The 12,748-nt window shown below is 47.9% G+C and carries 10 protein-coding genes; all 10 read left to right on the top strand.

The genetic code is table 11. The features are described 5' to 3' along the window. Nucleotide 1: 1 nt before the first annotated feature. The 10 genes from AY633_RS01525 to mutL all read left to right on the top strand — a co-directional run bounded on the left by AY633_RS01525 (nt 2) and on the right by mutL (nt 12,652). Nucleotides 2-802: a YmfK family protein gene (locus AY633_RS01525; RefSeq protein ID WP_068485914.1), complete on the top strand. Its 801-nt coding sequence runs from the start codon at nt 2-4 to the stop codon at nt 800-802. 17 nt (nt 803-819) lie between these two features. Further along, nucleotides 820-1,683, top strand: coding sequence for a helix-turn-helix domain-containing protein (locus AY633_RS01520; RefSeq protein ID WP_068485911.1), 864 nt, complete (start codon nt 820-822; stop codon nt 1,681-1,683). A gap of 49 nt (nt 1,684-1,732) precedes the next feature. Continuing rightward, entirely contained in the window at nt 1,733-2,311 is a 579-nt protein-coding gene (gene pgsA, locus AY633_RS01515; RefSeq protein WP_068485910.1) for a CDP-diacylglycerol--glycerol-3-phosphate 3-phosphatidyltransferase, read from the top strand. A gap of 24 nt (nt 2,312-2,335) precedes the next feature. Beyond that, the gene (locus AY633_RS01510; protein ID WP_068485908.1) at nt 2,336-3,589 is read left to right on the top strand and encodes a competence/damage-inducible protein A; all 1,254 of its coding nucleotides are present in this window, start codon (nt 2,336-2,338) and stop codon (nt 3,587-3,589) included. 175 nt (nt 3,590-3,764) lie between these two features. Next, complete coding sequence (gene recA, locus AY633_RS01505; protein ID WP_068485906.1) at nt 3,765-4,832, top strand: recombinase RecA; 1,068 nt, start codon at nt 3,765-3,767, stop codon at nt 4,830-4,832. 229 nt (nt 4,833-5,061) lie between these two features. After that, a complete protein-coding gene (gene rny, locus AY633_RS01500) occupies nt 5,062-6,621 on the top strand; it encodes a ribonuclease Y (RefSeq protein WP_068485904.1) in 1,560 nt (519 codons plus the stop codon). Between the two features lie 67 nt (nt 6,622-6,688). Next, a complete protein-coding gene (locus tag AY633_RS01495; RefSeq protein ID WP_068465719.1) occupies nt 6,689-7,486 on the top strand; it encodes a TIGR00282 family metallophosphoesterase in 798 nt (265 codons plus the stop codon). A gap of 233 nt (nt 7,487-7,719) precedes the next feature. Continuing rightward, a complete protein-coding gene (locus AY633_RS01490; RefSeq protein WP_068485902.1) occupies nt 7,720-8,148 on the top strand; it encodes a RicAFT regulatory complex protein RicA family protein in 429 nt (142 codons plus the stop codon). A gap of 135 nt (nt 8,149-8,283) precedes the next feature. Next, nucleotides 8,284-10,809 carry a DNA mismatch repair protein MutS gene (gene mutS, locus AY633_RS01485; RefSeq protein ID WP_068485900.1) on the top strand — a complete coding sequence of 842 codons (2,526 nt, stop codon included), beginning with the start codon at nt 8,284-8,286 and terminating at the stop codon, nt 10,807-10,809. A gap of 4 nt (nt 10,810-10,813) precedes the next feature. Beyond that, entirely contained in the window at nt 10,814-12,652 is a 1,839-nt protein-coding gene (gene mutL / locus AY633_RS01480; protein ID WP_068485898.1) for a DNA mismatch repair endonuclease MutL, read from the top strand. Nucleotides 12,653-12,748 lie beyond the last annotated feature (96 nt).

Below are 12,748 nucleotides of genomic sequence, written 5' to 3'. Positions count from 1 at the left end.
CATGAAAGAATGGTATTTTGAATACGAGATTCAAGTAAACCGCCCGGGCTTACTCGGGGACATCGCATCGCTGCTTGGGATGCTGCGTGTCAATATTGTTACCATCAACGGCGTAGATCAGGGGAGGCGCGGAATGCTGCTGCGTGCAGAACATGACGTGCAGATCGAGCGTTTCGAACAGATTCTATCGACGATCGAAACCATTGCGGTGACGAAATTCCGTGAACCGAAGTTGCGGGACATTCTCGCCGTACGGCACGGCAGGTATATTCAGCGAGATGCTGATGACCGTAAAACCTTCCGCTTCGTGCGGGATGAACTTGGCTTGCTCGTCGACTTCATGGCGGAGATTTTCAAACAGGAAGGCCATAAATTGGTCGGACTGCGGGGAATGCCGCGTGTTGGCAAGACGGAGTCGATTGTTGCTGCTAGCGTTAGTGCCAATAAAAAATGGATTTTCCTGTCATCAACCATGATTAAACAAACTGTCCGCAATCAATTGATGGGCGATGAGCACAACGACAATAATATTTTCATCCTGGACGGCATCGTCACGAGGCGTTCAGCTGATGAGCGGCATCTTCAGCTAGTGCGGGAAATGATGCGTATGCCAAATATTAAAGTGGTCGAACATCCGGATAAATTTGTGGAGCATTCCGAATACAGCATCGATGATTTCGATTACATTATTGAATTGCGCCATCATCCAGAAGAAAAGATCACGTATGAAGTATTGGAAAAAAACACGTTTATGGACAATAAAGGCCAGGTGGATATGTTCGGCGACGGGTTCAATTTTTAACCGGGCAGGTGAAGACGATGGGACAATTGGGCAACAAGCTGAAGCAGGCAAGGCTTGACCAAGGCCTGAGTCTCGAACAGCTCAATGAGAAAACGAAAATCCAAAAGCATCATTTAGAAGAAATCGAAACAGGGAACTATTCAGCCATTCCAGGCGCTTTTTATGTACGTGCTTTTATTAAACGCTATGCGCAAGCGGTCGGTTTGGATGGCGAAGCTTTGTTAAGGGAGCATCAAAGTGAATTGCCTGAAGAGCAACCGCAAGCATCTCCTGCTAAGCATTTAACACGCAGGCCCGACAAGAAACAACGCAGCAACGGCCCCGTCTCGGAATCAATGCCGAAAGTATTGGTAGCATTATTCATTGTCTTCATTCTATTGGTCATTTGGTATTTCTATTTGCTCAGTACGTCCGGGAACGATCTGCAGCAAGAGGAAGAAGGCGGGGATGTGGAGTACGAGTCGCCGTCTGAACCGCAAGAAGAGCCACAGCCAGAAGCAGCGGAAGAAGAATCGCCTGCTGCTGAATCCGAACAATCAACAGAACCGCAAGAACCGGAAGCCCAGCTGGAGCTAGAGGGCGTTTCGGGTGAAACAACGACTTATACGTTTTCTGGCCCAGCCGATCGACAACTCGAGTTTTCGGCAGATGGCGCTTCTTGGCTGAGCGTTAAAGATGAAGGCGGTTCTGAATTATTGAGCCTCGCCCGCGTCTTTGAAGCAGGAGAAACAGAAGCCGTGGATCTATCGAATGAAACGGAAGTCTTTATGCGCATCGGGGATTATATGATGCTCACACTCGAACTAAACGGCGAAATCGTGCCGTACGAACAAGAGCGAAAACCGCAAAACATCATCATTCGTTTTGATGATGCTGAATAGCCATCACCTGATGGCTATTTTTCTGCAAGCATTGAAAGGAGAAAACCCAATGAATATACCAAATCAAATTACCATTTCTCGCATCTTGCTCATCCCGATTTTCATGGCACTCATGCTCATCGATTTCGGCTGGGGAGAAATCTCGCTTCTCGGAACGACGTTGCCCGTTGCCCATCTAATCGGGGCATTAATCTTTATTTTTGCATCCGCCACGGATTGGGTTGACGGCTATTATGCACGTAAATACAATTTAGTGACCACTTTCGGCAAGTTTTTGGACCCGCTAGCGGATAAACTTCTTGTTTCTGCAGCTTTGATCATACTGGTCGAGCTCGGATTCGCGCCGACATGGGTCGTTATTGTCATCATCAGCCGCGAATTCGCGGTTACCGGATTGCGCTTAGTGCTAGCGGGTGAAGGAGAAGTCGTGGCAGCCGGAAATTTAGGCAAAATCAAAACAGTGACACAATTGATCGCGATTATTTCGCTCTTGCTTTACAATATGGTTTTCGCGATAGTTGGCATTCCATTCGGCGAAATTATGCTCTATATCGCGCTGCTATTTACCGTTTGGTCCGGCTGGGATTATTTCTATGCCAACCGAAAAGGACTTATGACATCCAAATAAGCGCCACATGAAAGGGAGATCGTTATGAACGCTGAAATTATCGCGGTTGGCTCAGAGCTTCTGCTCGGCCAAATCACCAATACGAATGCCCGGTTCATATCCGGGCACCTTGCTGAAATTGGCATCAATGTTTATTACCATACCGTGGTGGGCGACAACCCTGAACGGTTGAAAGATTCAATTGCCATCGCCGAGTCTCGGGCAGATGTAATCATTTTTTCTGGCGGACTCGGACCAACAAAAGATGATTTAACGAAACAGACCATCGCCAATCACCTCGGGACGACGCTTTCCATGGACGATGCAGCGATGACATCGATTGCGGCATATTTCGATCGTGTCGGCCGCCCGATGACTGAAAACAACAAAAAGCAAGCGCTCGTGCTTGAAGGCAGTGATGTGCTCGTCAACGACAACGGCATGGCGCCGGGAATGATGTACCAAAACGGCGATCATCTCTATCTGCTGCTGCCCGGACCGCCGCATGAGCTCGAGCCGATGTTCCAATTCGAAGCGAAACCGAAATTGGTGCGCATGCTCAATCAAGAAAATATCATTCTTTCGCACGTACTGCGTTTTTACGGTATCGGGGAAGCGGAACTTGAAGACCGCCTGCAAGACATTTTAGATCAGCAAACCAACCCGACGATTGCCCCATTGGCTTCAGCAGGGGAAGTAACGCTGCGCATTACGGCGAAAACCGAGACCACAGATGAGGCATGGAAATTGATCGAGGGCGCAAAAGAACAAATCTTAGAGCGTGTTGGCGACTATCTATACGGCTATGACGACGATTCTCTCGCGTCGAAAGCGATCGACTTATTGAAACAGCAGGGTAAAACGATTTCAGCAGCAGAGAGCTTGACTGCCGGGCTGTTTCAGTCGGAGCTTGCTTCTGTCTCTGGGGCAAGCGCTGTACTTAGTGGCGGGGTCGTTACTTATAATGAACAAATGAAAGTTCAGCAGCTCGACATAGCGCCTGAGTTTTTTGACGAACATTCTGTTGTGAGTAAAGAAACGGCCGTAGCAATGGCAACGGCTGCTTTGGAAAAATTCGGTACAGATATTGCCGTGAGCCTTACCGGTGCAGCTGGACCCGACGCCCATGGTGAAGAACCGGTCGGCACTGTATGGATCGGCATTGCAAGCGATCAAGGCGCCGATACTTACCGGCTTGAACTATCGGGCCTAAGAAACACCAACCGTATTCGCGCTGTAAAACTGGCGCTGCATTACTTGATACGAACACTAACAGATGAAGATGCACGCAAAATTTAATTTTGCGTGTTTTTATATGCCCATTTCAGGGGAATGATAAAATAGCGAGGGTTAAATTCGGTAAACATTTATACGAACACGAATAAACGTTCGCTTTTTTCTTGTAAATTTCTCAATAAACTAGTATACTGAAATCAGTTAGAAAATTGGTTTTCACATAAAAGGAGGATTTCTTTTGAGCGATCGTAAAGCAGCGTTGGATATGGCGCTAAAACAAATAGAAAAGCAATTCGGTAAAGGTTCTGTCATGAAATTGGGTGAAAGTACGGGCCACAATGTCTCAACTGTTTCAAGTGGGTCATTGTCACTCGACATCGCACTCGGTATAGGCGGATATCCGCGCGGACGGGTCATCGAGATCTACGGACCTGAAAGTTCTGGTAAAACGACCGTCTCACTTCATGCTATTGCTGAAGTACAAGCTTCTGGCGGAACGGCTGCATTTATCGATGCAGAGCATGCACTTGACCCCGTCTATGCAAAAGCACTAGGCGTTAACTTGGATGAACTATTGTTGTCTCAGCCAGATACAGGCGAGCAGGCACTTGAAATCGCAGAAGCGCTTGTGCGCAGTGGTGCAGTAGACATCGTTGTTATTGACTCGGTAGCGGCACTTGTGCCAAAAGCTGAAATCGAAGGTGAAATGGGCGACTCTCATGTCGGTTTGCAAGCTCGTCTCATGTCACAGGCTCTCCGCAAACTGTCGGGCGCCATCAACAAATCGAACACCATCGCTGTATTTATCAACCAAATCCGAGAAAAAGTCGGCGTTATGTTCGGGAATCCTGAAGTCACGCCGGGCGGCCGCGCGTTGAAGTTCTATTCATCCGTACGTCTTGAAGTCCGCCGTGCAGAAGCTTTGAAGTCTGGCAACGACATCATCGGTAACCGCACGAAGATCAAAGTCGTTAAAAACAAAGTAGCTCCGCCATTCCGTACAGCGGAAGTAGACATCATGTACGGGCAAGGGATCTCGCGTGAAGGTGAAATCGTTGACCTTGCGGCAGATCTCGACATCGTCCAAAAAAGCGGCTCGTGGTATTCCTATAACAGCGAACGCGTTGGGCAAGGGCGTGAAAACGCCAAGCAGTTCATGCGTGAGCATGAAGATATCCGTAATGAAATCGCAGGCAAAGTCCGTGAACATTACGGCATGACAGCCGCTTCCTATTCAGTATCCGTTCCTAAAGATGACAAGAAAGAAGCAGAAGACTTTAACTTGCTCGTTGACGAAGAGGAATAGGTTCTTCCTGGAACTTTATAATGACTTTCGGTAAAGACTGCGAAGCGAATGCTTCGCAGTCTTTTTACAAGCAAGGGGCGCCGGCTTGGCAGGGTTGACAGCGCATAGGTCCATCTATACAATTAAAATTGTATTATTTACTAATTTTTAAACGAATGATGAAAGACAAAGAATGTATCGATTCATCCTTTGAAAATGTAAAAAATCAATAGCAAGAGGAGGTGTCCGAATGGGTATTACTGAGTTCATCTTCGCTTTGCTTGGTATCATCGTCGGTGTAGTTGTTGGGTATTTTGCATTGAAAAAGGCAAACGATTCCAAAATGGCAGGAGCCAAACATTCCGCAGAGCAAGTGGTCGAAGATGCAAAACGGGAAGCAGAGGCGCTGAAAAAAGAAGCCTTGCTGGAAGCGAAAGACGAAAATCATAAATTGCGTACTGAAGCTGAATCTGAAATTCGCGAACGCCGATCGGAAATGCAAAAACATGAAAATCGGTTATTGCAAAGAGAAGAAAATTTGGATCGCAAGGATGATGCATTAAACAAACGCGAGGCCGGCCTTGAACGTAAGGATCAGGCACTTGCCGAAAAACAACAGCATATTGAACAGATGGGAAGCAAAGCTGAGGAATTGGTTCAGCAGCAACAGACCGAAATGGAACGGATTTCCTCTTTGACACGCGAAGAAGCGAAAAGCATCATCCTCGAGCAAGTGGAGAATGAGCTGTCGACAGATATCGCAGTCATGGTCAAAGAATCAGAAGCCCGCGCCAAAGAAGAATCGGACAAAAAAGCGAAGAACATCTTGTCATTGGCAATGCAGCGTTTTGCTGCAGACCATGTAGCGGAAACGACCGTGTCAGTAGTCAATTTACCGAATGATGAGATGAAAGGCCGCATCATCGGGCGCGAAGGACGAAACATCCGCACGCTCGAAACCTTGACAGGCATCGATTTAATTATTGATGATACGCCTGAAGCGGTCATTCTTTCCGGATTTGATCCGATCCGCCGTGAAACAGCGCGTCTGGCACTTGAGAAATTGGTGTCTGACGGGCGCATCCATCCAGCGAGAATCGAGGAAATGGTCGAGAAGTCCAGACGTGAAGTCGATGAGCAAATTCGTGAAATTGGGGAACAAACCACATTTGACGTAGGTGTACATAACTTGCATCCAGACTTGATCAAAATACTCGGTCGACTCCGCTACCGTACAAGTTACGGGCAGAACGTCCTGAAACACTCTGTTGAAGTGGCGTTCCTGTCAGGCCTTATGGCAGCAGAGCTTGGGGAAGATGTAACCCTGGCAAGACGCGCAGGGCTTCTCCATGATATTGGTAAAGCTATCGACCATGAAGTCGAAGGCAGCCACGTGGAGATCGGTGTTGAACTTGGAACGAAATACAAAGAACACCCAGTTGTCATTAACAGCATCGCCTCTCACCATGGGGATACGGAAGCGACTTCGGTCATTTCGGTCATCGTCGCCGCAGCAGATGCACTTTCCGCTGCCCGTCCAGGTGCCAGAAGCGAAACGCTCGAGAACTACATCCGCCGGCTTGAAAAGCTGGAAGAGATTTCAGAGTCTTACGAAGGCGTCGAGAAGTCATTCGCCATCCAAGCAGGACGTGAGATCCGGATCATGGTTCGCCCGGAACAGATCGATGATATGACAGCTCATCGCCTCGCGCGCGATATTCGCAAGCGCATCGAAGAAGAGCTGGATTATCCAGGACATATCAAAGTGACGGTCATCCGCGAAACGCGAGCCGTTGAATACGCAAAATAAAAAACGAAAAAGGCTTCGTTGAATATCCATTCAAAGAAGCCTTTTTCTTATGGAGAAAGGTGATTGCATGAAAATTTTATTTATCGGGGACATTGTTGGGTCCATGGGAAGAGAAGCGCTGGAATCGTATTTGCCGAGATTGAAACGTAAATATGCGCCGGATGTCGTCATTGCGAACGGCGAAAATGCAGCGGCAGGGAGAGGGATTACCAAATCGATCTACCAAGACTTGCTGTTCATGGGGGTCGACATGGTAACGATGGGCAACCACACATGGGACCAAAAAGAGATTTTCGACTTTATCGACGACGTGGATTACCTGATTCGCCCGGCGAACTTTTCTGAGGAAGCTCCCGGTCGGGGCATGGCAACCGTGACGAAAAACGGCAAAACCTTATCGGTCATCAATTTGCATGGCCGTGTCTTCTTGCCGGCACATGACGACCCATTTAAGATGGCAGATGAATTGATCGCAGAAGCCAAGCAAGTATCGCCGCTCGTCTTTGTCGACTTCCATGCCGAAGCGACAAGTGAGAAAATTGCGATGGGTTGGCATTTGGATGGCCGTGCATCTGCTGTTGTCGGGACGCACACCCACGTTCAGACGGCGGATGCGAGAGTGCTGCCAGGCGGGACAGCGTATATCTCAGATGTTGGTATGACAGGACCGTACGATGAAATCTTAGGTATGAAGCGTGACTCTGTGTTGTATCGTTTCAAGACCAATATGCCGACGCGCTTTGAAGTGCCGAAATCAGGCCGTTCAGTCGTCAGCGGGTTTTTCACGGAAATCGATGACAATACAGGCAAAGCCCTAAGCTGTGAGAGAATTTACATCAACGAAGATTATCCTTTCCAAGCGTGAGCCAGACCTTGTCGAATTAGCGACAATTGCCCAGACAGCTTGTATCGAGCCCTATCCGTTCAGTATAATGAGTAAAGATGAACAAACTCCCGGCTTTGAGACAAAATGGTTGTCGGGTTTATCGAGTTCACTGTACAATCGTAAGCGAACAGGTTCTGACAGATAAAGAAAATCAAAATACAGCGTCTGATGCCGGATTATGGCACTGGACCAGGAAATGGGTGTCTAAGGAAATGACTTATACAAAACAGCAAATCGTCGATAAAGCGCGAGAAGTAGCGAACATGATCGCGGAAACAGAAGAAGTCGATTTCTTCAAGCGCGCAGAAGCGCAAATCAATGAAAACCAGCAAATCCGCGAAAAAATTGCCAGCTTGAAAAGCCTTCAAAAACAAGCGGTCAACTTCCAGCATTACGGGAAAGAACGCGCACTTGACTTGATCGAGAAGAAAATCCAGAAAATCGAAGAAGAAATCGATGCTGTGCCGATCGTACAGGAATTCAAGCAATCGCAAAGCGACGTCAATTCGCTCTTGCAGATGGTATCAACGGCGATTGCCAACCAAGTGACGAACAATATCATCACCGATACCGGTGGCGACTTATTGCGTGGCGAAACCGGATCCAAAGTAAGAAACGATGGCGGCGGAGGCTGCTCATAACCCACCACGCAAAATGAATTGCGCAGTGACATGATAAAAACTGAAAGAGCCCAGCTCTTTCAGTTTTTTCGTTTCTGCCTGCGAGTTTGTTATAATGGGGGAACGTACAATTGATTGAATGAGAGAGGGTAAACAATGGCACCGACACCAATGATTCAACAATATTTGCAAGTGAAATCCGAATACCAAGACGCATTCTTATTTTTCCGGTTAGGCGATTTTTACGAGATGTTCTACGATGACGCCATCAAAGCCTCCCAACTTTTAGAAATCACTTTGACAAGTCGTGGCGGCAACGGAGAAGACCGCATTCCGATGTGCGGGGTCCCGCATCATTCCGCGAAAAACTATATCGATCAATTAATTCAAAAAGGTCATAAAGTGGCGGTGTGCGAACAAGTGGAAGACCCGAAAACGACCAAGGGCGTCGTGAAGCGTGAAGTCGTTCGTCTCATCACTCCCGGCACGCATACGGAAGGCAAAAGTGTCGACGCCAAAGCGAATAATTTCATCGCCGCGGCGGATGAAGTGAAAGGTGGTTTCGGCCTGGCCTATTTAGATATCTCAACCGGCGAATCAACCGCGACTTACATAGCTGGCAATGAAAAAGCATTGCTAAATGAACTGCAAGCCTTACACATTCGCGAACTGGTCGTTTCAGAACAATTGCGCTTATTGCTGGCAGAAGAAGACCAGCAATTGATCTTATCGGTCGAGCATATGGAAGCTCCTTTTGAAGCGCAAGCTGAGTTGTTTGTCCATTGCCCAAGCGAATTGGAGATGTGCGGCAAGCGATTGCTGGCCTATATCGCAGCGACCCAAAAGCAATCACTTGGCCATATCCAGCCGTTTGCATTTCGTGAAAATACACGGATCCTCGGCATTGATTATTATTCGAAACGCAATTTGGAATTGATCGAATCGATTCGTGGCGGAGACAATAAAGGTACCTTATTATGGCTGTTGGACGAAACGGTCACGGCGATGGGCAGCCGGAAACTCAAGCAATGGTTGCATCAGCCTTTGGCGGACCGCTTTGCAATTGAAGCGCGCCAGCAAATGGTCGAAGCGTTGATGGACCGTTATTTCGTGCGGGTAGAATTGCAGCAATTATTGAAAGAAGTCTATGATCTGGAGCGTTTGTCCGGTCGCGTCGCATTCGGCAGCGCGAGCGGGCGGGATTTGGCGCAGTTGCGCAATTCTTTAGCCAAAATACCACTACTCGTGCGCGAGCTGGAGGGGGCGGGGCATGCTTCGCTCGAGCAATTCAGCACCGGGTTGGATCCTTGCCCGGAAGTATGCGACTTGCTGTCGGCAATCAGCGACAACCCGCCTTTATCCGCAAAAGAAGGCGGCATCATCCGCGATGGATTTAACGCACAATTGGATGAATACCGGGACGCTTCAAGAAACGGGAAAGACTGGATTGCGGAACTCGAGCAAAAAGAACGCGCAAAAACCGGGATCCGTTCCTTGAAGATCGGCTATAACCGAATTTTCGGCTATTATATTGAAATTTCTAAAGCCAATATGCACTTGGCGGACCTTGAACGATATGAAAGAAAACAAACATTGGCCAATGCGGAACGTTATATTACACCAGAATTGAAAGAAAAAGAGACCTTGATTTTAACGGCTGAAGAGAAAAGTTTGACGCTGGAATATGAATTATTCGTCAGTGTCCGCGAGCAAGTCAAAGAGTACATTACACGCATTCAGCAATTGGCATCAGAGGTCAGTGCACTCGATGTCTATATCAGTTTTTCGGAAGTTGCCGAAAAATACCGATTCACTAAACCTGCTTTTAATGACAGCCGGAAGATCTCCATTCGTGAGGGTCGTCATCCGGTCGTTGAGAAAATGCTCAATAAACAGCATTACGTACCGAACGATTGTGAACTTGGCGACGATGGCAATATGTTATTGATCACAGGCCCGAACATGTCCGGGAAAAGCACTTATATGCGCCAAGTGGCCTTGACGATTGTTTTGGCGCAAATCGGCAGTTATGTTCCGGCAGCTTCTGCAGACCTGCCAATTGTTGACCAGATTTTTACGCGCATCGGAGCGGCGGACGATCTCGTTTCCGGGCAAAGTACATTTATGGTAGAAATGATGGAGTCGCAATACGCCATCACCCACGCGACCGAACGCAGTTTGCTGTTGTTCGACGAAATTGGGCGCGGCACCTCGACGTATGACGGCATGGCGCTAGCGCAGTCGATGATTGAATACATTCACGAACATATCGGGGCTAATACCCTATTCTCCACGCATTATCATGAATTGACGGCATTGGAAGATACGCTTTCGAATCTGAGCAACGTCCACGTTTCCGCCATGGAACAGTCTGGAAAAGTAGTGTTTTTGCACAAAGTGAAGCGAGGGCCAGCGGATAAAAGCTACGGTGTGCACGTAGCGGAACTGGCCAATTTGCCGGAAGAGATCTTGCGCCGTGCGCGCGAGCTATTGCTGAGTTTCGAGGCGGATAACCGCAAAACGCAGCAGCAGGCAGAACAATTATCATTTTTCGATGAACGCGACACAGTAAATGAAGAAGTGCTGCAATCGATTAAAGACGCATCCGTTTCACGCATGACGCCGCTCGAGGCGCTACAAATGATTAACGATCTACAGGAGAAAATAAGCGGGGGAGGCTGATGTTATGGGCAAAATCCGATTGATGGACGAACCGCTGTCCAATAAAATTGCAGCAGGGGAAGTTGTCGAACGGCCAACTTCTGTCGTTAAGGAATTGGTGGAAAACGCCATCGATGCCGGCAGTACAGCCATTGAAGTACTGCTCGAAGAAGCCGGGCTGACCTCTATTCACATTATCGATAACGGCGCTGGAATGGATGAAGAAGATGCATTATTGTCTTTTTCGAGACATGCCACGAGCAAAATCGAAAACGAACACGATTTGTTTCGCATCCGTACGCTCGGCTTTCGCGGAGAGGCGCTTGCGAGTATCGCTTCCGTGTCGAAAGTTGTGCTGGACACTTCCGATGGAACCTCAGGAACGCATTTGGAAATGGAAGGCGGCCGGCTTACTGAACGACGGGCAGGAGCATTGCGCCAAGGAACAGATGTCCGCATTAATCAATTGTTTTTTAATACACCAGCGAGGTTAAAATATATGAAAACCTTGCAGACGGAACTCGGTCATACGATCGACTTGATGAACCGCTTTGCGCTCAGTTATCCAGGGATTTCATTTCGTCTTGTCCATGACGGCAAGCAGCTTCTTCAGACGGCTGGAAGCGGGGAAATCCGCCGCGTGCTGGCGGATATTTATGGAGTGGCTATCGCTAAAAAGATGATTGCGTTTGAAGGAGAATCCGCCGATTATCAAATTGAAGGATTTGCCTCGCTGCCTGAAATCACGCGTGCCAACAAAAACTATATTTCGTTATTTGTTAATGGTCGGTGGGTTAAGCACTACGCCATCGTCAATACGGTGCACAAGGCCTATCATACTTTCTTGCCGCTTGAGCGTCAGCCGATTGTCGTCTTGAATATTAAAGGGGACCCGTATTTGACAGATGTCAATGTGCATCCAGCTAAACAACAAATTCGATTAAGTAAAGAAAAAGAATTGCTCGAATTGGTCCACGAAACGATTCGTCGAGCGATTCAAACCGCTGTTCGCGCACCTGTCATCGAAAAGCCAAAGCCCATTAAGCAAGCCCCTAGTCGTCAATTGGATTTGTGGAAACGCCCGGAAGAGATGCCGCGGGAGCCGGAGAACAAGCCTACGATGGATTGGAAGCACGATCAGTTACAGGAACGACTAGAAGATTTCCATGTGGAAAAGCAAGTTGAACCGGTTATTGAACCAGCGCGCGAACCAGTAGAAGAAGTTCGGGGACCTTACGATGAACCGGTAAGCCTGCAAGACCGAGATGACAGCCCGCAATTTCCGGAGCTCGAAGTGGTCGGCCAAATTCATGGAACGTATATCGTAGCTCAAAGCTCAGACGGATTTTATTTGATCGACCAGCACGCAGCGCAAGAGCGCATCAAATATGAATTTTTCCGCGACAAGGTTGGCGACATCGATTCCAATGAACGCCAATCGCTGCTATTGCCTTTGACCTTTCATTACAGCCGGGACGAAGCGCTGCATTTAAAAGAGCATTTGGCTGCATTAGAAGAAAGCGGCGTGTTTCTCGAAGAGTTTGGCGATACCACATTCATTGTCCGGGAATACCCGACCTGGTTTCCAAAAGGTGTGGAGCAAGAAGTCATTGAAGATTTGATTGAACAAGTATTATCTGAGCGTAAAGTCGACATTAAAAAATTGCGCGAAGATGCGGCCATTATGATGAGTTGCAAACGGTCGATCAAAGCGAATCATTTTTTGCAAAAACACGATATGGAGCGTTTGTTGGCCGACTTAAAGCTGGCAGAACAGCCATTTACTTGCCCTCACGGCCGTCCGGTTATTATCCATTTCAAAACTTACGATATCGAAAAAATGTTCAAGCGCGTGATGAATTGAGTACAGTGGTTATCTAAGGGGTACGCGGGGAATAGGAAAAGACGCTTCATTATTAGACTAATAGAAGGGATGTGAACCGATGAACAGGACCAGTTC

The sequence above is a fragment of the Planococcus maritimus genome, assembly GCF_001592825.1.
Taxonomy (GTDB): Bacteria; Bacillota; Bacilli; order Bacillales_A; family Planococcaceae; genus Planococcus; species Planococcus maritimus_C.
This window is presented reverse-complemented; position numbering and strand designations above follow the sequence as displayed.

Excerpts from the sequence above, each read along its gene's own strand:
- AY633_RS01525 (WP_068485914.1), top strand. The coding sequence starts at position 2 with ATGAAAGAATGGTATTTTGAATACGAGATTCAAGTAAACCGCCCGGGC.
- AY633_RS01520 (WP_068485911.1), top strand. The coding sequence starts at position 820 with ATGGGACAATTGGGCAACAAGCTGAAGCAGGCAAGGCTTGACCAAGGC.
- pgsA (WP_068485910.1), top strand. The coding sequence starts at position 1,733 with ATGAATATACCAAATCAAATTACCATTTCTCGCATCTTGCTCATCCCG.
- AY633_RS01510 (WP_068485908.1), top strand. The coding sequence starts at position 2,336 with ATGAACGCTGAAATTATCGCGGTTGGCTCAGAGCTTCTGCTCGGCCAA.
- rny (WP_068485904.1), top strand. The coding sequence starts at position 5,062 with ATGGGTATTACTGAGTTCATCTTCGCTTTGCTTGGTATCATCGTCGGT.
- AY633_RS01495 (WP_068465719.1), top strand. The coding sequence starts at position 6,689 with ATGAAAATTTTATTTATCGGGGACATTGTTGGGTCCATGGGAAGAGAA.
- AY633_RS01490 (WP_068485902.1), top strand. The coding sequence starts at position 7,720 with ATGACTTATACAAAACAGCAAATCGTCGATAAAGCGCGAGAAGTAGCG.
- mutS (WP_068485900.1), top strand. The coding sequence starts at position 8,284 with ATGGCACCGACACCAATGATTCAACAATATTTGCAAGTGAAATCCGAA.
- mutL (WP_068485898.1), top strand. The coding sequence starts at position 10,814 with ATGGGCAAAATCCGATTGATGGACGAACCGCTGTCCAATAAAATTGCA.